The 20,449-nt window shown below is 73.0% G+C and carries 19 protein-coding genes; 9 read left to right on the top strand and 10 right to left on the bottom strand.

Annotation, left to right across the window (positions count from 1 at the left end; translation table 11 throughout):
* Window positions 1-44: 44 nt before the first annotated feature.
* Together leuA and OHB09_RS10240 are read right to left on the bottom strand one after the other, a co-directional pair.
* Window positions 45-1,766 carry a 2-isopropylmalate synthase gene (gene leuA, locus OHB09_RS10235; RefSeq protein ID WP_167792600.1) on the bottom strand — a complete coding sequence of 574 codons (1,722 nt, stop codon included), beginning with the start codon at window positions 1,764-1,766 and terminating at the stop codon, window positions 45-47.
* Window positions 1,767-2,057: 291 nt separating this feature from the next.
* The gene (locus OHB09_RS10240) at window positions 2,058-2,303 is read right to left on the bottom strand and encodes a hypothetical protein (RefSeq protein ID WP_006137497.1); all 246 of its coding nucleotides are present in this window, start codon (window positions 2,301-2,303) and stop codon (window positions 2,058-2,060) included.
* Between the two features lie 224 nt (window positions 2,304-2,527).
* On the opposite strand from OHB09_RS10240, the gene OHB09_RS10245 reads away from it, so the two are divergent.
* From OHB09_RS10245 to era, 9 genes are all read left to right on the top strand, one after another.
* The gene (locus OHB09_RS10245) at window positions 2,528-3,598 is read left to right on the top strand and encodes a M4 family metallopeptidase (RefSeq protein ID WP_167792599.1); all 1,071 of its coding nucleotides are present in this window, start codon (window positions 2,528-2,530) and stop codon (window positions 3,596-3,598) included.
* Between the two features lie 21 nt (window positions 3,599-3,619).
* Window positions 3,620-3,886 carry a protealysin inhibitor emfourin gene (locus tag OHB09_RS10250; protein ID WP_006137494.1) on the top strand — a complete coding sequence of 89 codons (267 nt, stop codon included), beginning with the start codon at window positions 3,620-3,622 and terminating at the stop codon, window positions 3,884-3,886.
* Window positions 3,883-5,277 (top strand): GH1 family beta-glucosidase, encoded by a 1,395-nt coding sequence (locus OHB09_RS10255; RefSeq protein ID WP_309486386.1) that lies wholly within the window; start codon window positions 3,883-3,885, stop codon window positions 5,275-5,277. The genes OHB09_RS10250 and OHB09_RS10255 overlap by 4 nt, the downstream gene beginning before the upstream one ends.
* 171 nt (window positions 5,278-5,448) lie before the next feature.
* On the top strand, window positions 5,449-6,543 hold the full coding sequence (locus OHB09_RS10260) for a PhoH family protein (protein ID WP_328921869.1): 1,095 nt from the start codon (window positions 5,449-5,451) through the stop codon (window positions 6,541-6,543).
* A gap of 15 nt (window positions 6,544-6,558) precedes the next feature.
* Window positions 6,559-7,056, top strand: coding sequence for an rRNA maturation RNase YbeY (ybeY, locus tag OHB09_RS10265; RefSeq protein WP_006137491.1), 498 nt, complete (start codon window positions 6,559-6,561; stop codon window positions 7,054-7,056).
* The gene (locus OHB09_RS10270; RefSeq protein ID WP_328921870.1) at window positions 7,053-8,360 is read left to right on the top strand and encodes a hemolysin family protein; all 1,308 of its coding nucleotides are present in this window, start codon (window positions 7,053-7,055) and stop codon (window positions 8,358-8,360) included. Before ybeY ends, OHB09_RS10270 begins: the two co-directional genes overlap by 4 nt.
* Window positions 8,357-8,716 carry an MmcQ/YjbR family DNA-binding protein gene (locus OHB09_RS10275; protein ID WP_006137488.1) on the top strand — a complete coding sequence of 120 codons (360 nt, stop codon included), beginning with the start codon at window positions 8,357-8,359 and terminating at the stop codon, window positions 8,714-8,716. Before OHB09_RS10270 ends, OHB09_RS10275 begins: the two co-directional genes overlap by 4 nt.
* Window positions 8,717-8,753: 37 nt before the next feature.
* On the top strand, window positions 8,754-9,107 hold the full coding sequence (locus tag OHB09_RS10280) for a cytidine/deoxycytidylate deaminase family protein (protein WP_006137486.1): 354 nt from the start codon (window positions 8,754-8,756) through the stop codon (window positions 9,105-9,107).
* A 103-nt stretch (window positions 9,108-9,210) separates the two neighbouring features.
* The gene (gene era / locus OHB09_RS10285) at window positions 9,211-10,164 is read left to right on the top strand and encodes a GTPase Era (protein ID WP_006137484.1); all 954 of its coding nucleotides are present in this window, start codon (window positions 9,211-9,213) and stop codon (window positions 10,162-10,164) included.
* Window positions 10,165-10,251: 87 nt separating this feature from the next.
* On the opposite strand, the gene OHB09_RS10290 is transcribed toward era, so the two are convergent.
* From OHB09_RS10290 to OHB09_RS10325, 8 genes are all read right to left on the bottom strand, one after another.
* Window positions 10,252-11,379, bottom strand: coding sequence for a carbohydrate kinase family protein (locus OHB09_RS10290; protein ID WP_006137483.1), 1,128 nt, complete (start codon window positions 11,377-11,379; stop codon window positions 10,252-10,254).
* A gap of 114 nt (window positions 11,380-11,493) precedes the next feature.
* Complete coding sequence (locus OHB09_RS10295; protein WP_191853032.1) at window positions 11,494-12,789, bottom strand: glucarate dehydratase family protein; 1,296 nt, start codon at window positions 12,787-12,789, stop codon at window positions 11,494-11,496.
* Entirely contained in the window at window positions 12,786-13,682 is an 897-nt protein-coding gene (locus tag OHB09_RS10300; RefSeq protein WP_252306860.1) for a 5-dehydro-4-deoxyglucarate dehydratase, read from the bottom strand. The genes OHB09_RS10295 and OHB09_RS10300 overlap by 4 nt, the downstream gene beginning before the upstream one ends.
* A gap of 99 nt (window positions 13,683-13,781) precedes the next feature.
* Entirely contained in the window at window positions 13,782-14,669 is an 888-nt protein-coding gene (locus OHB09_RS10305) for a methyltransferase domain-containing protein (RefSeq protein ID WP_319351697.1), read from the bottom strand.
* 229 nt (window positions 14,670-14,898) lie between these two features.
* Window positions 14,899-15,603 carry an NADP-dependent oxidoreductase gene (locus OHB09_RS10310; RefSeq protein WP_328923002.1) on the bottom strand — a complete coding sequence of 235 codons (705 nt, stop codon included), beginning with the start codon at window positions 15,601-15,603 and terminating at the stop codon, window positions 14,899-14,901.
* A gap of 261 nt (window positions 15,604-15,864) precedes the next feature.
* Entirely contained in the window at window positions 15,865-16,770 is a 906-nt protein-coding gene (locus OHB09_RS10315; RefSeq protein WP_319351699.1) for a ribonuclease Z, read from the bottom strand.
* A gap of 15 nt (window positions 16,771-16,785) precedes the next feature.
* On the bottom strand, window positions 16,786-17,139 hold the full coding sequence (locus OHB09_RS10320) for a histidine triad nucleotide-binding protein (protein ID WP_006137472.1): 354 nt from the start codon (window positions 17,137-17,139) through the stop codon (window positions 16,786-16,788).
* 92 nt (window positions 17,140-17,231) lie between these two features.
* The gene (locus OHB09_RS10325) at window positions 17,232-20,429 is read right to left on the bottom strand and encodes a S41 family peptidase (RefSeq protein WP_191891047.1); all 3,198 of its coding nucleotides are present in this window, start codon (window positions 20,427-20,429) and stop codon (window positions 17,232-17,234) included.
* Window positions 20,430-20,449: the final 20 nt, after the last annotated feature.

Genomic DNA, 20,449 nt, shown 5'->3' on the forward strand with positions numbered 1-20,449 from the left:
CGGACGGGGGCCGGAAAAGCCGAGGTCAGTGCGGGACGGCCGGTTCAGCGCGCGGCTCGGTTGACCGCGGAGACGACCGCCTTCAGGGAGGCGCGTGTCGTATTCGCGTCGATCCCGATCCCCCACAGGACCTTCCCGTCGATCGCACATTCGATGTAGGAGGCTGCCTGCGCGGAGGCGCCCTCGCTCATCGTGTGCTCCTGGTAGTCCAGCAGGCGTACGTCGATGCCGATGGACTGCAGGGCGTCGAAGAACGCGGAGATCGGACCGTTGCCGGAACCGGTCAGGACGGTGTCCTCGCCGTCGACGGTGGCTTCGACGGTGAGCGCGTCCACGCCGTCGGTTCCCGTGGTCGACTGACCCGTCCGCACCTGTACGCGGCCCCAGGGGTTCTCCGGGTTGGGCAGGTACTCGTCCTGGAAGGTCGCCCAGATGTCGGCGGGGGTGATCTCGCCGCCCTCGGCGTCCGTCTTCGCCTGGATGATCTTCGAGAACTCGATCTGCATCCGGCGCGGCAGGTCCAGCTTGTGGTCGTTCTTCAGGACGTAGGCGATGCCGCCCTTGCCGGACTGCGAGTTGACGCGGATGACGGCCTCGTAGGAGCGGCCCACGTCCTTGGGGTCGATCGGCAGGTACGGGACCGCCCACTCGATGTCGTCGACGGTGACGCCCCGGGCCTTCGCGTCGGCCTCCATCGCGTCGAAGCCCTTCTTGATGGCGTCCTGGTGGGAGCCGGAGAAGGACGTGTAGACCAGGTCGCCCACGTACGGGTGGCGCGGGTGGACCTCCATCTGGTTGCAGTACTCCCAGGTGCGGCGGATCTCGTCGATCTGGGAGAAGTCGATCTGCGGGTCGACGCCCTGGGAGAACAGGTTCATGCCCAGGGTGACCAGGTCGACGTTGCCGGTGCGCTCGCCCTGCCCGAACAGGCAGCCCTCGACACGGTCGGCGCCCGCCATGACGGCCAGCTCCGCCGCCGCCACGGCCGTGCCGCGGTCGTTGTGCGGGTGCACCGACAGGCAGACGTACTCGCGGCGGGAGAGGTTACGGTGCATCCACTCGAAGCGGTCCGCGTGCGTGGAGGGGGTGGAGCGCTCGACCGTGGCGGGCAGGTTCAGGATGATCTCGCGGCCCGGACCCGGCTGGTAGACGTCCATCACCGCCTCGCAGACCTCCAGCGCGAAGTCCAGCTCGGTGTCGGTGAAGATCTCGGGGCTGTACTGGTAGCCGAACTCCGTTTCCGGGTCCAGCAGCTTCTCGGCGTACTCCATCACCAGGCGGGTGCCGTCGACGGCGATCTGCTTGATGTCGTCCTTGGAGCCGCGGAAGACCACGCGGCGGAAGACGGGCGCGGTCGCGTTGTACAGGTGGACGGTGGCCCGCTTGGCGCCCTTCAGGGACTCCACGGTCCGCTCGATCAGGTCCTCACGGGCCTGGGTCAGTACGGAGATCGTGACGTCGTCCGGGATCGCGCCCTCTTCCTCGATGATCGAGCGCACGAAGTCGAAGTCGGTCTGGCCGGAGGCGGGGAAGCCGACCTCGATCTCCTTGTAGCCCATCTTCACCAGCAGGTCGAACATCGCGCGCTTGCGCGCGGGCGACATGGGGTCGATCAGGGCCTGGTTGCCGTCACGCAGGTCGGTGGAGAGCCAGCGGGGGGCGGTGGTGATCCGCTTCTCGGGCCAGGTGCGGTCGGGGATGTCGACCTGGTCGTAGCGGCCGTACTTGTGGACGGGCATGGTGCTGGGCTGCTGGCGGTTTGCCATGGTGGCGTGAGCTCCTCGAAATGTCCGCGGTCAGCGGGTCCGGTAGGACGGCCGACGGCGCAACGCCGAACTCCGCGGGGAGGGGGTCGGCCTCGACTACAGGCCCTCGCCGCGGCAGCTAAGGAGAAGCAGCCCGATACGCATGATGCTCCGCATGCTAGCGGAGCCGGTGCGGTGGGCGGGGCCCTGTATCAGTATGCGGGACCGCGCGCCCGACACCCGTACCCGCCGCTGCCGCGGCCCCGGGCGGTCGGCGACCGGTCCAACGGTCGCCGACCGGGTGGGTTCCGCTCAGCGGACCCACTCCTCCCAGAATCCCGAGGCCGCGTCCCAGCGGCACTGGAACTCGTGGTAGCCGTTGAACTCGAGGTCGTACCGACCCTCCTCCTGGCACTGTTCGTGCGTCCGGCTGCCACTGGCCAGATGGAAGCCGTCGGGGTCGGTCACGGCGGAGGCGGAACCGGCTGTCAGCGGAATGGTGACCGCCGCGGCGCCGATCACGGCGGCGACGGCGATACGGGAACGCCAGGACTTCACGTACGTCTCCTCACGATGGGGAACCGGGCCGGCCGGGGCCGGTCAGCGGCTCTCTGCGCCTTGCACCCTGTACGACGGGCCGCACCCGGACCCGGGTTCACGGCAGGGGTGGGGAGGTCCGGTGAACGTCTCCCGAGGGTCTCGCGTCACCTTCCGACCCCCCTCGTTCACCAATACCGGTTGCGTCTAGTGACAATCAGGTGACGCAATGCAATCGTGGCCGTATGACTCGACACGGGGGCCCCGCGCCTGTCTTCTGTTCCATCGTTCCGCCGCACGTCCTCGACCGGCTCGCCCGGCACGGGGATCCGGCGCTCGCCCGTCCCGCCCGGCGCACCCTGGAGCGCGACGCGCTGGAGCGCACCCGTCGCCGGCTGACCACCGTCGTCGGCGCGACCCCCCTGGCCGCGCGCCCCGGCGCCGAGGCCGGGAAGCCGCACCGCACGATCTACGACGCCCGGCACGGCACGGAACTGCCCGGGCACAAGGTCCGCGGCGAGAGCGACGAGCCCACCGCGGACGCCACCGTCAACCGAGCCCACGCGGGCCTCGGCGCCACCTTCGACCTCTACCTGAAGGCGTACGGACGCGACTCCATCGACGGCTCCGGACTGCCGCTCGACGCGACCGTGCACTACGACGAGGACTACAACAACGCCTTCTGGAACGGCGAGCAGATGGTGTTCGGCGACGGGGACGGGGAGATCTTCCTCGACTTCACCCTCCCCGTCGACGTCATCGGCCACGAGCTGACCCACGGCGTCACCCAGCACACCGCGAACCTCGCCTACTTCGGCCAGTCCGGCGCGCTCAACGAGTCGCTCTCGGACGTCTTCGGCTCGCTGATCAAGCAGTACACGCTCGGCCAGACCGCCGCCGAGGCGGACTGGCTGATCGGCGCCGGACTCCTCGCGCCCCGCGTCACCGGCACGGCGCTGCGCTCGATGAAGGACCCCGGCACGGCGTACGACGACGACGTCCTCGGGAAGGACCCGCAGCCGGGCACGATGGAGGACTACGTGCACACCGGCAGCGACAACGGCGGCGTGCACATCAACTCCGGCATCCCCAACCACGCCTTCTACCTGGCCGCCACCGCGCTCGGCGGGCACGCCTGGGAGCGGGCCGGGCAGATCTGGTACGACGTGCTCACCGGCGGCGAGCTCCACGAGGACGCCCTGTTCGCCGACTTCGCCACCCTCACCGTGTCCGCCGCGCGGGAGCGGTACGGCGCGGGCAAGGAACTCCAGGCCGTCTCCAAGGCGTGGGAGCAGGTGGGGGTGCGCACGCTGTAGATCCGTACTACACAGAACGTCATGCGAATTCAGGTGAGGCGCACAGGGGGTTTCGCGGGCATCGAGCGGCGGGCCGAGGTGGACACCTCGGGGCGGCCCGACGCCGGGGAGTGGCGGGCCCTGGCCGAGCGGGCGCTGGCCGGCGGCCGGGACCGGCCCCCCTCCGGCGTCCCGGACGGCTTCGGCTACCGGATCACGGTGGACGGGACGACGGTGTACTGCGCCGACCCCCGGCTGACCGAGGCCCAGCGCGAGCTGGTCTCCCGGGTGCTGAAGGAGGGCGCGTGACGACCCCGGGGGCGTCCGCGAGCGGGGCGTCCACGGACCCCGCGCCCGCCGCTCGGGCGGCCTCTCCCCCGCCTCCCCTCCCCCGGTTCCCGGCCGGGTTCCTGTGGGGGGTGTCCACCTCGGCCCACCAGATCGAGGGCGCGGCGGACACGCGCGAGCCCTCCGTGTGGGACGCCTTCACCGCCGGGCCCGGCCACGTGAAGGACGGGACGACGGCGGCGGTGGCCTGCGACCACTACCACCGGCACGGCGAGGACGTGGCACTGCTGCGCGGCCTCGGCGTGAACGCCTACCGCTTCTCGGTGTCCTGGCCGCGCGTGAACAGCCCCGGCGGCCTGGACTTCTACGACCGCCTGGTGGACGAGGTGTGCGCGGCCGGCGTGCGGCCCGTGCCGACGCTCTTCCACTGGGACCTGCCGCTCTCGGTGGAGGAGGCCGGGGGCTGGCGCGCGCGGGAGACGGCGGAGCGCTTCGCGCAGTACGTGGCGCGGGTCGCGGGGCGGCTCGGCGACCGCGTCCCCACCTGGCTCACGCTCAACGAGCCCGCCGAGCACACCCTGCTGGGCCACGCCCTCGGCGTGCACGCCCCCGGCCACCGGCTGCTCTTCGAGGCGCTGCCCGTCGCCCACCACCAGCTCCTCGCGCACGGCCTGGCGGTACGGGCGCTGCGCGCGGCCGGGGCCCGGGACGTCGGGATCGCCAATTCCCACGGCCCGACCTGGGCCGCGTCCGAGGAGCCGGCGGACGTGGAGGCGGCCGGCTTCTACGACCTGCTCCTGAACCGCCTGTTCGCCGACCCGCTGCTGCTCGGCCGCTACCCCGACGGCCTCGGCGAGCTGATGCCCGGCACGGAGGCCGAGGTCGAGGCGGACCTGAAGGTGATCGCCGAGCCGCTGGACCGGTACGGGATCAACTACTACGCGCCGACCCGGGTGGGCGCCCCGCAGGGCTCCGCCATCGAGTTCGGGGGCGTGTCGATGCCGGCCGAGCTGCCCTTCTCGGTGCGCCCGGTCGAGGGCCGCCCGGTGACGGACTTCGGCTGGCCGGTGGTCCCGGAGGGGCTCACCGAGCTGCTCACCGCCTTCCGCGACCGCTACGGCGAGCGGCTGCCCCCGGTGACGATCACCGAGAACGGCTGCGCCTACGAGGGCCTGGACGACCGGGAGCGCATCGCCTACCTCGACGGCCACCTGCGCGCGCTGCACGCGGCGATGGAGGCGGGCGTGGACGTGCGGGGCTACTTCGTGTGGTCGCTGCTGGACAACTTCGAGTGGGCGGAGGGGTACGCCCGGCGCTTCGGCCTGGTGCACGTCGACTTCGCGACGCTGGAGCGCACCCCGAAGGCCTCGTACCACTGGCTGCGGGAGGCGCTGCGGGCACAGCGCGGCTGAGGGAGGCCGCCCCCGTGCCCGCCGCGTCCCGCGGCTCCCCCGTGTCACACGGAAAACTCCTACGGCGCTGTCGGTCCCGCGACGTACCCTTGAACCACTGGAATCACCAGGGCGCCCGAGTGGCGGGCGAGACGTTCCGAGGAGGACGAGCAAGGCCTACAGAGCCGGCCCATGACTCAGACATCCACAGCGCACGACCCCTCGAAGGGGCAGGCACGCGCGCAGATCACCGTGCCCGCCCAGCACCCCATGGTGACCGTGCTGGGTTCCGGAGACTCCCTGCTCCGCGTGATCGAGAAGGCGTTCCCCGAGACGGACATCCATGTCCGGGGCAACGAAATCAGCGCGGTGGGCGACACCCGCGAGGTGGCCCTCGTCCAGCGCGTGTTCGACGAGATGATGCTGGTGCTCCGCACCGGACAGCCGATGACGGAGGACGCCGTGGAACGGTCGATCGCCATGCTCAAGGCCAGCGAGAACGGCGAGGGCGACGGCCAGGAGACCCCCGCGCAGGTGCTCACGCAGAACATCCTGTCCTCGCGCGGCCGCACCATCCGTCCCAAGACGCTCAACCAGAAGCGGTACGTCGACGCGATAGACCGGCACACGATCGTCTTCGGCATCGGCCCCGCCGGTACCGGCAAGACCTATCTCGCCATGGCCAAGGCGGTCCAGGCCCTGCAGTCCAAGCAGGTCAACAGGATCATCCTGACCCGTCCCGCGGTCGAGGCCGGCGAGCGCCTGGGCTTCCTGCCCGGCACGCTCTACGAGAAGATCGACCCGTACCTGCGCCCGCTGTACGACGCGCTGCACGACATGCTGGACCCCGACTCGATCCCGCGGCTGATGGCGGCGGGCACGATCGAGGTGGCCCCGCTGGCGTACATGCGCGGCCGGACGCTGAACGACGCCTTCATCATCCTCGACGAGGCGCAGAACACCTCGCCCGAGCAGATGAAGATGTTCCTCACCCGCCTCGGTTTCGACTCCAAGATCGTGATCACCGGTGACGTGACGCAGGTGGACCTGCCCAGCGGCACCAAGTCCGGTCTGCGGCAGGTGCAGGACATCCTGGAGGGTGTCGAGGACGTGCACTTCTCCCGGCTGTCCTCGCAGGATGTCGTCCGGCACAAGCTGGTCGGCCGTATCGTCGACGCCTACGAGAAGTACGACAGCATGCACGGCACCGAGAACGGCACCCACAAGAGCCCCGAGCGGGGCGACAAGGGCGGCCGGGGCAGGTCGTCCGGGCACAAGGGGAAGTAGAGACACGGCACGACCATGTCGATCGACGTCAACAACGAATCCGGAACCGAGGTCGACGAGCAGGCGATCCTCGACATCGCCCGCCACGCGCTCGCGCGGATGCGCATCCACCCGCTCTCCGAGCTCTCGGTGATCGTCGTGGACGCCGACGCCATGGAGCAGCTCCACCGGCAGTGGATGGACCTGCCGGGGCCCACGGACGTCATGTCCTTCCCGATGGACGAGCTGCGTCCGCCGGGCAAGGACGACGACGAGCCCCCGCAGGGCCTCCTCGGGGACATCGTGCTGTGTCCCGAGGTCGCGGCCAAGCAGGGCGCCGAGGCGGCCACGCGGCACTCCATGGACGAGGAACTGCAACTGCTCACCGTGCACGGGGTGCTGCACCTGCTCGGCTACGACCACGAGGAGCCGGACGAGAAGGCCGAGATGTTCGGTCTGCAGGCCGCGATCGTGGACGGCTGGCGTGCCGAGAAGGGCATGACCGGTCCCTCCCCTGCCCCGACGGTCTCATGACGCAGCTCCTCACCGGGGCCGTCGCCCTGGTCGTCGTCGCCTGGCTCGCCGCCTGCGCGGAGGCGGCCCTGGCGCGGATCTCCAGCTTCCGCGCCGAGGAGGCCGTACGGTCCGGGCGGCGCGGCGGCGCCATGCTGGTGCAGGTCGCCGCCGATCCGACGCGCTACCTCAACCTGGCGCTGCTGCTGCGGGTGGCCTGCGAGATGGCCGCCGCGGCGGTGGTGACGTACACCTGCCTGAAGGAGTTCGACGGCACGGGTGAGGCGCTGGCCGTCGCCATCGCGGTGATGGTGCTGGTCTCGTACGTGGCCGTCGGCGTCTCGCCGCGCACCATCGGCCGCCAGCACCCGCTGAACACGGCGACGGTGGCCGCGTACGTGCTGGTGCCGCTCGCCAGGGTGCTCGGCCCGATCCCCTCGCTGCTCATCCTCATCGGCAACGCGCTCACCCCCGGCAAGGGCTTCCGCCGGGGCCCCTTCGCCTCCGAGGCGGAGCTGCGGGCGTTGGTGGACCTCGCCGAGGCGGAGTCGCTGATCGAGGACGACGAGCGCCGCATGGTGCACTCGGTCTTCGAGCTGGGCGACACCCTGGTGCGCGAGGTCATGGTGCCGCGCACGGACCTCGTGGTCATCGAGCGGTACAAGACGATCCGGCAGGCGCTCACGCTGGCGCTGCGCTCCGGCTTCTCGCGCATCCCGGTCACCGGGGACAGCGAGGACGACATCGTCGGGATCGTCTACCTCAAGGACCTGGCCCGCAAGACGCACATCAGCCGGGACGCGGAGAACGACCTGGTGTCCACGGCGATGCGGCCGGCCACGTTCGTGCCCGACACGAAGAACGCGGGCGATCTGCTGCGCGAGATGCAGCAGGAGCGCAACCACGTGGCGGTCGTGATCGACGAGTACGGCGGCACGGCGGGCATCGTCACCATCGAGGACATCCTCGAGGAGATCGTCGGCGAGATCACCGACGAGTACGACCGCGAGCTGCCCCCGGTGGAGGAGTTGGGCGAGGACCGCTTCCGGGTCACCGCCCGCCTGGACATCGGCGACCTCGGCGAGCTGTACGGCGTCGAGGAGTACGACGACGAGGACGTGGAGACGGTGGGCGGCCTGCTCGCCAAGGCGCTCGGGCGGGTCCCGATCGCGGGCGCGTCCTCGGTGGTCGAACTGCCCGACGAGCGGAGGCTGCGGCTCACGGCGGAGGCGGCGGCCGGACGGCGCAACAAGATCGTGACGGTGCTGGTGGAGCCGATGACCCCGGTGCCGGTGGCGGGCGCGGAGGAGGCGAGGTCCGAGTGACCCCGCAGCGGTTGCGCGCCCTGTGCCTCTCCTTCAACGCGACGGTCGAGGAGTTCCCGTTCAACCCGGACACCTCGGTCTTCAAGGTGCTGGGGAAGATGTTCGCGCTGACCGATCTGGGCGGGCGGCCGCTGAAGGTCAACCTGAAGTGCGATCCGGAGGACGCGGTGCGGCTTCGGGAGGAGCACGAGGGACTGATCGTCCCCGGGTACCACATGAACAAGCGGCACTGGAACACCGTCACCGTCGACGGCGGACTCCCGGACCGGCTGGTCCGAGAGCTCGTGGAGGACTCGTACGACCTGGTCGTGGCGGGTCTGCCGCGCGCCGAGCGGCTCCGCCTCGACCGCCCCTGAGGGGCGCGCCGGGCGGCCGGGTTCGTATGCTCGGCTCATGACCGACAGCAACGCGCTCGACGCCGAGGACCGCAAGATCGTCACCCTGGCCCGTTCGGCCCGGGCCCGCAACGGGGTGCCCGAGGGGGCCGCCGTGCGGGACGAGACGGGCCGCACGTACGTGGCCGGAAGCGTGGAGCTGCCCTCGCTCCGGCTGAGCGCGCTGCGGACGGCGGTGGCGATGGCGGTGGCCTCCGGGGCGAAGTCGCTGGAGGCGGCGGCGGTCGTCTCCGAGGCGGAGGGTCTGTCCGCGGAGGACCTGGCGGCGGTGCGGGACCTCGGCGGTGCCGGCACCCCGGTGTTCCTCGCGGGGCCGGACGCGGTGGTGCGGGAGTCGGCCACGGCGGGCTGAGTCCCGCGGCCCGTGCCGTCGGCGCCGCCCGCGCGAAGGGGGCGGCGGGGGCCTGTGCGCGGCCGGTGCGGCGGGGCTCCGTGGATCAGGGACAATGGGCGCCATGAGCGTTGCTACCCAGTCATCCGAAGAGCCGGCCGAGGCCGTCCACCGTGCCGGTTTCGCCTGCTTCGTGGGCCGCCCCAACGCGGGCAAGTCCACCCTGACGAACGCTCTGGTCGGCCAGAAGGTGGCGATCACCTCCAACCGGCCGCAGACCACGCGGCACACGGTCCGGGGCATCGTGCACCGGCCCGAGGCGCAGCTCATCCTGGTGGACACCCCGGGGCTGCACAAGCCGCGCACGCTGCTCGGCGAACGGCTCAACGACGTCGTCCGGGCGACCTGGGCGGAGGTCGACGTGATCGGCTTCTGCCTGCCGGCCGACCAGAAGCTCGGCCCGGGCGACCGTTTCATCGCCAAGGAGCTGGCCGGGATCAAGCGGACGCCCAAGGTCGCCATCGTCACCAAGACGGACCTCGTGGACTCCAAGGCGCTGGCCGAGCAGCTCATCGCGATCGACCAGCTCGGCAGGGAGCTGGGGATCACCTGGGCGGAGATCGTGCCGGTGTCGGCGACGGCCGGCCAGCAGGTGGACCTGCTGGCCGATCTGCTGATCCCGCTGCTGCCCGAGGGCCCGGCCCTCTACCCCGAGGGCGATCTGACCGACGAGCCCGAGCAGGTCATGGTGGCCGAGCTGATCCGTGAGGCGGCGCTGGAGGGGGTGCGGGACGAGCTGCCGCACTCGATCGCGGTCGTGGTGGAGGAGATGCTGCCGCGCGAGGACCGGCCCGCCGACAAGCCCCTGCTCGACATCCACGCCAACGTGTTCATCGAGCGGCCCAGCCAGAAGGGCATCATCATCGGCCCGAAGGGCAAGCGGCTGAAGGACGTCGGCATCAAGTCGCGCAAGCAGATCGAGGCGCTGCTCGGGACGCCGGTCTTCCTCGACCTGCACGTGAAGGTCGCCAAGGACTGGCAGCGGGACCCGAAGCAGCTGCGGCGTCTGGGGTTCTGACCGGGGCGCCCCGCCTCCGTCGCCCTTCGCGCCCTCGGCGTCCCCGGCGCCACTCGGGCCCCCGGCGTCCCTCGCTCCCCGGCGTCCTCACGCCGAGCGGCCGAAGCCGATCGTCGGGACCGCGCGGCGCAGCGGCCAGGGCCGTACGTGGTCCCCGGGGAGCAGTTCGGCCAGGAAGGCGTAGCGGCGCAGGGCCGCCGGGTCCTGGTCCTCGTAGGACTGCACCCGGCGCCACCAGGCGGCGACCTCCGACCAGCCCGGCGCGGAGAGCGAGCCGCCGAACTCCTGCACGGAGAGCGCGGCGGTGAGCCCGGCGAAGGCGAGGCGGTCGGCGAGCGGCCAGCCGGCCAGGGAGCCGGTGACGAAACCGGCCACGAAGACGTCGCCCGCGCCGGTCGGGTCGAGTGCCTCGACCTCGATGGCCGGGACCTCGGCGGTCTCGCCGGTGCGGGCGTCCACCGCGTAGGCGCCCTCCGCGCCGAGGGTGACCACGGCGACCGGGACGTGCGCGGTGAGCGCGTGGGCGGCGGCGCGCGGGGTGGCGGCGCCGGTGTACCGCATGGCCTCCTCGGCGTTGGGCAGGAAGGCCTCGCAGTGCGCGAGGTCGGTGAGTCCGGCCAGGTCCCAGGCGCCGGTGTCGTCCCAGCCGACGTCGGCGAAGATACGGGTGCCGCGGGCGGCGGCCTCCGCGACCCAGGGGGCGGGGCGGCCCGGGGTGAGCGAGGCGATGGCGGCGCGGGCGCGCGGGGGGTGGTCGGGGGAGGCCTCCTGGGCGAGCGCGGCCTCGGTGGGCGGCTCGTGCCCGTGGGAGACCATGGTGCGCTCCCCCTCGTAGGCCATCGACACGGTGACCGGCGAGTGCCAGCCGGGCACCGTGCGGGAGGGGCCGAGGTCGATGCCTTCGCCCCGTGCGAGGGCGTCCCAGCAGTACTCGCCGTAGTGGTCGTCGCCGAAGGCGGCGGCGAGGGAGGTCCGCAGGCCGAGGCGGGCCAGCGCGGTCGCCATGTTGGCGACGCCGCCGGGGCTGGAGCCCATGCCCCGCGCCCAGGACTCGGTGCCGCGCACGGGGGCGGAGTCGAGTCCGGTGAAGACGATGTCCAGGAAGACGGTGCCGGTCAGGTACACGTCCCAGGGCGGATCGCCCGGGGCGCGCAGGGCGGCCAGCGGGTCGACGTGTGCGGGGCTGTGCGGTCCCTCTCCGGTGGACGGGGTCACGGTGGGCTCCCTGAGGTGGTGCGGTTCCGGCCAGTGTGCACCACCGCGCCCGTCCGACGGGCGTTCGCGCCACCCGTGCGCCCCCGCCCGTACGCCCTGTCGGTCCCCGCAGGGTCACCAGCGGGGTACCGCCGGAGTGGCCCAGGAGGGGTCGGCGCGCCGCATGGCGGCCGCGTCGTCCCGGTCGCGCAGGGCGCCGTCGTCGTCCAGCCAGCGGCGGTGCAGGAACGCGAGCCGGTCACGGTCGAGTTCGACGCCGAGGCCGGGGGCGTCGGAGACCGCGACGCGGCCGCCCTCGAAGGTGAGCCGCTGGGTGAGGACGTCCTCGGACTGCCAGGGGTAGTGGGAGTCGCAGGCGTGGTGGAGGTTCGGCACGGTGGCAGCGACGTGGGTCATCGCGGCGAGGCTGATGCCGAGGTGGGTGTTGGAGTGCATGGACACGCCGACACCGAAGGTCCGGCAGAGCGCGGCGAGTTGCTGGGTGTTGCGCAGTCCGCCCCAGTAGTGGTGGTCGGAGAGGACGACCTGGACGGCGTCCCGGGTGAACGCCTCCTTGACCTCGGCGAACGTCGTGACGCACATGTTGGTCGCGAGCGGGACCCGGGTGCGGGCGGCGACCTCGGCCATGGCGGGTGTGCCGAGGGCGGGGTCCTCCAGGTATTCGAGGACGTCGCCGAGTTCGGCCGCCACCTTCAGCGAGGTCTCCACCGACCAGGCGCCGTTCGGGTCGAGGCGCAGGGGGTGGCCGGGGAAGGCCTCGGCGAGCGCGCGGATGGCGGCGCACTCCTCCTCGGGCGGGAGGACGCCGCCCTTGAGCTTGAAGGAGGTGAAGCCGTACCGCTCGGTGAACTTCCGTGCCTGGGCGACGATTCCGGCCGGGTCGAGGGCGGCCCCCCAGTCGTCCCGCTCGGCGGTGACGCCCTCGGGGTGGCCGGCCCACTTGTAGAAGAGGTAGGCGCTGTACTCGACGGCCTCGCGCACCTTGCCGCCGAGCAGGGCGTGCACGGGCAGGCCGAGGGATTTGCCGAGGGCGTCGAGGCAGGCCACCTCGAATCCGGAGACGACGGACAGCCGCAGCTTGTCGGCGGTCTGCACGCCGCGCAGTCCGCCGACGTCGACCTGTCCGGAGACGTGGGAGGAGTCGACGGCGACCTCGTCCACGAGTGTGAACAGTGCGTTGAGGTCGGTGATCCGGTGCCCGATCAGCTTCTCGGCGAAGGGGCGGGCGAGGTCGAGGTACTTGGTGTCGCCGTAGGTCTCGCCGACGCCGGTGACTCCCTCGGCGGTGGTGACCTCGATGATCAGCCGGGGGGTGTACGGCTGGTGGACGCCCTGGGTGTTGAGCAGCGGCGGGTCGGCGACCAGGATCGGCGTCAGCCGGACGTCCGTGAGGGTGAGGCCGGGTGTCACAGCGCGGCTCCTACGAGGTCGAGTCCGGTGGTCAGCAGGGTGGTGAGTTCGGCCAGGTCGGCGGCCGAGGGGTCGGTGAGCGGGGCGCGCACGGGTCCGACCGGGAGGCCGCGCAGCCGGGCCGCCGCCTTCACCAGGGACACGGCGTATCCGGGCACCCGGTCGCGGAGTTCGACGAGCGGCACGTAGAAGTCGCGCAGCAGCTTGTCCACGGTGGTGTCCTCGCCCTCGCGCAGGGCGGTGAAGAAGGCGCCCGCGATCTCGGGCGCGAAGGCGTGCACGGCGGAGGAGTAGGCGGGGACGCCGACGGTGGCGTAGGCGCGGGCCTGCATCTCGGCGGTGGAGGCGCCGTTGAAGAAGAGGAAGCCGTCGGGCGCGGTGAGGGTGAGGCGCTGGAGCCGGTCGAGGTCGCTGTGGCCGTCCTTGAGGCCGATGACGCCGGGGAGGGCGGCGATCCGGCGGAAGGCGTCGAGGCCGTAGGCGACCTGGCCGCGCTGGTAGGCGATCAGGGGCAGGCGGGTGCGGGCGGCGAGCTGTTCGAGCTGGGCGGCCAGGCCGTCCTGCGGGGCGGCGGTGAGGTAGTGCGGCAGGACGAGCAGCGCGTCGGCGCCGGCCTCCTCCGCGATCCGGGCGAACCGGGCTGCCTGCGCCCAGCCGTAGCCGGTGCCGGCGACGACGGGCACGCGGCCCGCCGCGGCCTCGACGGTCGCCGTGACGACCTGCCGGTACTCCTCCTCGTCGAGCGAGAAGAACTCGCCGGTCCCGCAGGCGGGGAAGACGGCGCCGGGCGCGGTGGCGAGCCGCCCGGCGACGTAGGCGCGGTACCCGTCCAGGTCGAGCGAGCCGTCCTCGTGGAAGGAGGTCAGCGGAAAGGACAGCACCCCCTTCCCCATCCCGTCCCGCAACCGCTGCGCCACCCCGGTGGTACCGGTGTCGAGGCTCACCCGCGTTCATCTCCCCACATGGACGTCATTCACGTATGCAGATGAAGGTTAGATACTCGAACCGTCTCCCGTCAATCGGGCCCGGTAGGCGGTGGCCAGCACGGAGACGGTGACCCGCCCGGGCAGCGGGCCGGCGGTCCCCTGCTCCCCTCGGTCGAGAGGGCGTGCGCCGGGGGTCATGAGCACCAGATCCCGCGCGGCCGCCCCGTCCAGGCTCGCGCGGTACTCCACCCGTTCGGTGCCGACGGCCTCGAAGAAGGGATCGAGCGCCCGGTGCAGCCGCCGCTCCTTGACCGGGTCGACGGCCACCATCGCGGGCACCCGGTCGCGCAGTTCGGCCAGGTGCCGCCCCGTGGGCCGGACCACCACGAGCCGTCCGGCCGGACGCAGGACCCGGTGGAACTCGGCCGGATTGCGCGGGGCGAACACGTCCAGGACGAGGTCCGCCACCCGGTCGGCCAGGGGGAGGGGACGGAAGACGTCCCAGGACACCGCGGCGGCCCGTACATGGGCCCGGGCCGCCGCGCGCAGCGCGCGCGTGGAGGTGTCCAGTCCGAGGCCGCGGGCGCCGGGCAGCCGGTCGAGCACCCCGGCCAGGTAGTGGCCCGTGCCGCACCCGGAGTCGACCACCGTGGCGGCCGCCTCCCCGGTCACGGACGCGACCGCGAGGCGTGCCACGGCCGAACGGACGGGCGCGTAGGCCCCGGTGGCGAGGAACCGCTCCCGGGCCCGGACCATGGCCGCGTCGTCACCGCTGGTGGCGCGGGCTCCGGTCAGCAGGCCCGCATAGCCGTGGCGGGCGACGTCGAAGGCGTGCCGCGCCGGGCAGCGCAGCGCGCCCCGGTCCCGGTCGGGGCGGAGCCCGGGCATACGGCACACCGGGCAGCGCAGCAGGTCGAGGGAGCGTACGAGGGCAGGGGGGAACGACACGGGCACGGGGCACTCCTGAGGGGCGGCAAGGGGGAAGGACCGTGCCGGCACGCGCGCGGGAGGCGCCGGCCCCGAAGGGACGGGGCGGCGGGCGCGCGGCGGGCACACCGAGGAGGGCGACGCCGTGGGGCGCCGCCCTCAGTGCCGTCCGGTCAGTGGAAGCAGCGGTGCGGAGTGCTCGTGAATGCCACGTCGGAAGTCTACGGCGGTGGCCGGGCCGCCCAGCGGCGCCCGCTCAGGGCCGCAGGACGATCTTGCCGTGGGTGTGGCGGCGTTCGAGTGCGCGGAAGGCTTCCTGGACCGCCTCCAGCGGGTGGGTGCGGGCGATCGGGACCTCCAGGCGGCCGCGGGCGGCGAGGCGGGCCAGTTCGCCGAGGACGACCGCGCTCGCCGCCGCGCCCTCGCCGTAGGTGTGCGCGCCGATCTCGGTCGCGGCCTTCCAGTCACGGATGGTGTTGATGCGTGCGGGCCGCACGCCCAGCTCGACCGCGAGCGCCACGTAGCCCTCGCCGATGGTGTCGATGAACGCGTCGACCCTGCCGCCCGAGGCCTCGCGGATGCGCTCGGCCGTACCGGGACCGTAGGTGACCGGGAGGACGCCGTGCTTCTCGAGCCACGCGTGGTGGGGTTCGCTCGCCAGCCCGATCACCGTGGCACCGCGCAGCCGGGCGAGCTGCACCGCGAGCGAGCCGACCCCGCCCGCCGCACCGGAGACGACGACCGTGTCCTCGGGGCCGGGATCCACCGCGAACACACCGGCGTAGGCGGTCGTGCCCGCCACGTACAGCGCCCCGGCGACCTCCCAGGGCAGCCCCGCCGGGCGGGAGACCAGGTGCACGTCGTCGACGAGGACGTACTGGGCGTGGCCGGCCCGCCGGTGCGTGAAGCCCAGCACCTCGTCGCCCACCCGGAAACCCCGCACGTGAGGGCCGCACTCCACGACGACACCGGCCAAACGCTGCCCTGCCCGGAGGGGAACGTGGCGGGCCGGCGTGCGTGCAGCGCGCCCTCGCGGATGTGCGCCTCGCCGGGCTGGATGCCCCCGCGCGGACCTCGACGAGCACCTGCGCCGGCCCTGGCACGGGCCGCGGCACCTCCTCGACCCGCAGCACCTCGATCCCGCCGTACTCGTGGAACCGCATCGCTCGCGCCGCGTGATCCCGCATTCTCTCGTCGGGGAAGGAAGGGAACGAGAGGGGTCCTACCGCCGCTTCGGCACGGGTACGCGCTGCAGGTCGTGGGCGACGGTGAGTTCGCCCTCGAAGCCGGCGGCGCGGGCCCGGCGCCCGAACTCCTCGGGGTCGGAGTAGCGCTGGCTGAAGTGGGTGAGGACGAGGTGCCGCACCCCCGCGTCCCGGGCGACGCGGGCGGCCTGCCCGGCCGTCAGATGGCCGTGCTCGGTGGCCAGGTGCTCGTCCTCGTCGAGGAAGGTGGACTCGATGACGAGCAGGTCGCAGCCCTCGGCGAGGACGTGCACGCCCTCGCACAGCCGGGTGTCCATGACGAACGCGAACCGCTGCCCGCGCCGCTCCTCGCTCACCGCCTCCAGCGGGACGCCGCCGAGGGAGCCCTCGCGCTGGATCCGGCCGATGTCGGGCCCGGCGATGCCGTGCGAGGCGAGCCGCTCGGGCAGCATGCGGCGCCCGTCGGGCTCGACGAGGCGGTAGCCGTAGGACTCGACGGGGTGGTCGAGCCGGTGGGCCTCCAGGGTGTACGCGGGGGTCCGCGCGAGGACGCCGTCGGTGCCGACCGGGGCCTCGGTGAGCGCGACCGTCTCGCGGTACGCCGTGGCATACCGCAGCCGGTCGAAGAAGTGCTGCCCCGAGGCCGGGTAGTGGGCGGTGATCTCGTGCGGGACGCGGTCGAGGTTGACGCGCTGGACGACACCGGCGAGGCCGAGGCTGTGGTCGCCGTGGAAGTGGGTGACGCAGATCCGGTTCAGGTCGTGCGCGGCGACACCGGCCCGCAGCATCTGCCGCTGGGTGCCCTCCCCGGGGTCGAACAGGATGCCCTCGGCGTCCCAGCGGAGCAGATAGCCGTTGTGGTTGCGGTGCCGGGTCGGGACCTGGCTCGCGGTGCCGAGGACGACCAGTTCGCGGACGGACATGGGACGGTCCCCGTTCTAGCCGGGGGGCCACTGGAGGCCGCGGCCGCCCAGGACGTGGGCGTGGACGTGGAAGACGGTCTGTCCGGCGCCGCTGCCGGTGTTGAAGACGGTGCGGTAGCTGTCGAGGTTCTCCTCGGCGGCGACGGCCTCGGTCTCGCGCAGGACGTCCGCGGTGAGCGCGGGGTCGGCGGCGGCGAGGGCGGCCGCGTCGCGGTGGTGCGCCTTGGGGATGACGAGGACGTGAGTGGGGGCCTGGGGGTTTATGTCGCGGAACGCGAGGGTGGTGTCGGTCTCGCGGACGACGGTGGCGGGAATCCGACCCGCGACGATCTTGCAGAACAGGCAGTCGTCCTGCGGCTCTCCGGCCATGGGGTTCCTCCCGACACAGTGGATCACTTCCGGGGCATGCTATCGGCCGGGGCGGCGGCGGGAGCCTTCCCGCCCCCGCCGCCCGCCTCGTCCTACGGGAGCGCCGGGGGCTGCTTGGCCGGGGTCTCCTCCAGGGCCGCGAGGGCCAGCCGGATCGCCTCGTCCAGCTGGGGGTCGCGGCCGGCCGCGTGGTCCTGGGGGGCCATCACGACCTCGACGTCCGGGTCGACGCCGTGGTTCTCCACGCCCCACTCGTAACCCTCCAGCCAGAAGGCGTACTTCGGCTGGGTCACCGCCGTGCCGTCGACGAGCTGGTACCTGTTGTCGATGCCGACGACGCCGCCCCAGGTCCGGGTGCCCACCACCGGGCCGATCCCCAGCGCCTTGATGGCCGCGTTGACGATGTCCCCGTCGGAGCCGGAGAACTCGTTGGCGACGGCGACCACCGGGCCCCGGGGCGCGTCCTCGGGGTAGCTGGAGGGCCGCATCCCGCGCGGCAGGTCCCAGCCGACGATCCGCCGCGCCAGCTTCTCCACCACGAGCTGGGAGGTGTGCCCGCCGCGGTTCTCCCGCACGTCGACGACCAGGCCCTCGCGGGCGACCTCCACCCGCAGGTCGCGGTGGAGCTGCGCCCAGCCGGAGCCGACCATGTCGGGCACGTGCAGATAGCCGAGCCGGCCGCCGGACTTCTCGTGGACGTAGGCCCGCCGGTCGGCGACCCAGGCGTGGTAGCGCAGCGGCTCCTCGTTCTCCAGCGGGAGGACGACCGCGTGCCGCAGGTCGCCGCCGCCCGCCGGGGACACCGTCAGCTCGACGGGCTTGCCCGCCGTGCCGACAAGGAGCGGCCCGGGTCCGGTGACCGGGTCGACGGGCCGGCCGCCGACGGCGACGATCGCGTCCCCCACGCGCACGGCCACGCCGGGCGCGGCCAGCGGGGCCTGCGCCTCGGGGTCGGAGGTCTCCGAGGGCAGCACCCGGTCGATGCGCCAACTGCCGTCCTCGTGACGGGAGATGTCCGCGCCGAGCAGCCCCTGCCGCCGCTCGGACCAGCCGCCCCCGCCGCCGGGGGTGACATAGGCGTGCGAGGTGCCCAGTTCGCCCTGGACCTCCCAGAGCAGGTCGACGAGGTCGTCGTGGGTGGCGACGCGCTCCAGGACCGGCCGGTAGCGGTCGAGGACGGCATCCCAGTCGACGCCGCCGAGGTCGGGCCGCCAGAAGTTGTCCCGCATGAGGCGGCCGACCTCGTCGTACATCTGCCGCCACTCGGCGGCCGGGTCGACGGTCTGCCGGATCCGGGTGAGGTCGACGGGGATGTTGCTGTCGCTGTCCTCGTCGGAGGAGGCACGGCGGTCGCTGGGCACCACCTTGAGCCGGCTGTCGGTCCACAGCAGGACCCGCTTGCCGTCACCGGTGACGGCGTAGTGGTCGGCGTCGCCCGCGAGGTGCTCGACGCGCTGCTGGACCAGGTCGTAGCGCTCCAGGTCGGTCTTGGGACCGGGGTCCTCGGAGGTGGCGCGCGAGGCGCCGAGGACACCCTGGAGGGGGTGGCGCAGCCACAGGACGCCGTCCTTCGCGGCCCGCAGGGTGGAGTAGCGGGCCGCCTCGACGGGGAAGGGCACGATCCGGTCGGCGAGTCCGTCGAGGTCGATCCGGGTGGTGGGGGTGCCCTCGCTGTCGGGGGTCTCGTCCTTGTCGGGCGCGTCGAAGGGGCGGCCGTGCCGCTGCGGTCCGAAGGGGGACGGGGTGGTCGCCGCGAGCGTGATGAGGTGCGGGCGCACCCCGCCGACGAAGGCCAGGTCGAAGACGTGCTCGTCGTAGACCGGGTCGAAGGAGCGGGCGGAGAGGAACGCGAGGTGCTTGCCGTCGAGGGTGAAGGCGGGCGAGAAGTCGCGGAAGCGCAGCGGGGTCGCCTCGGTCACCGACAGGTCGGCGGTGTTGGCGAGCTTGAGCTGGCGCAGCGGGCCGGGTCCGGGGTGGGACCAGGCGAGCCAGGTGGAGTCGGGGGAGAAGACGAGCCCGCTCGCCTCGCCGTTCTCGCTGCGGTCGACCTCGCGGACCTCGCCGCTCTCCCGTTCGACGAGGAGGACCCGCCCGTCGTGGGAGGCGACCGCGGCCCTGCTGCCGTCGGGCGCCATGGCGAGCCCGAGGACCCGGCCGAGCCGGCCAGCGGCGAGCCGGCGCGGGCCGGTTCCGGGGGTGCCGCCGGTGGCGGGCGCGAACTCCAGCGCGTCCTCGCCCTCGGCGTCGGTCACCCACACCACCCATTCCTCGCCCTCGGAGCGGAAGGTGCGGGGCAGCCGGGTGCGTACGCCGTGCTCGTCGGCGAGCGCCCTGGCGGGACCCGAGCGGTGGGTGACCCAGTGCACGGATCCGCGCACGGCGACCGCGCTGCCGCGGCCGGTGTGGTCGGGGGCGGCGGCGCCGAACCAGCGGGCCGCGTTGACGGGCTGGGGCTGGAGGTCGACGCGCTGCCCGCCGAGCCGGATGTCCGGGCGGCGCGGCTCGGCCCCGTCGAGGTCGTCGAGGATCCACAGCTCACCGGCGCAGGAGTAGACGACACGGGTGCCGTCGGTGGCCGCGTGGCGGGCGTAGAAGCCCCCTAGGGCGGTGTGCCGGCGCAGGTCGGAGCCGTCGGCGAGGGAGGAGTAGAGGGCGCCGGTGCCCTCGTGGTCGGAGAGGAACGCAACGCGGTCGCCGACCCACAGCGGGTACTCCAGGTTCCCGTCGAGGTCCTCGTGCAGGCGGACGAACTCGCCCTCGCCCTCGCGGTCGATCCACAACTTGCCTGCGGTGCCGCCGCGGTACCGCTTCCACCAGGCGGCCTCCCGGCCCATGGTCGCGGAGAGCAGCACCGTGTGCGGTCCGTGGGCGACGTGGCCGACGGGGCCGTAGGGCAGGGTGGTGGCGGGACCGCCGTCGAGCGGGACCGCGCGAGCCCAGGTGCGCCGCAGCGAGGTCTGGCCGTGGGTGCTGAGCGCGAGCACCTCGCCCTCGGCGGTCCAGCCGCGGACCTGGGTCCTGGTCCCCCAGTGGGTGAGACGGGTCGCGGGCCCGCCGTCCAGGGGCGCGACATGCACCTCGGGGGCGCCGTCACGGGTGGAGGTCCAGGCGAGCCGGGTGCCGTCCGGGGAGATGCGGGGATGGTTCACCGGGACGTTGTCGGCGCTCACGCGCCAGGCGCGGCCGCCGTCCAGCGGCGCGACCCAGACGTCGTCCTCGGCGGTGAAGGCGACCGTGTCGCCGTGCAGATGCGGGAACCGGAGATACGCGGGCGATGCGGGCTGTGTCACCGGCTCACCCTACGCACCGA

Origin of the sequence: Streptomyces griseoaurantiacus, from assembly GCF_036189845.1 — a bacterium.
GTDB classification, from domain to species: Bacteria; Actinomycetota; Actinomycetes; order Streptomycetales; family Streptomycetaceae; genus Streptomyces; species Streptomyces griseoaurantiacus.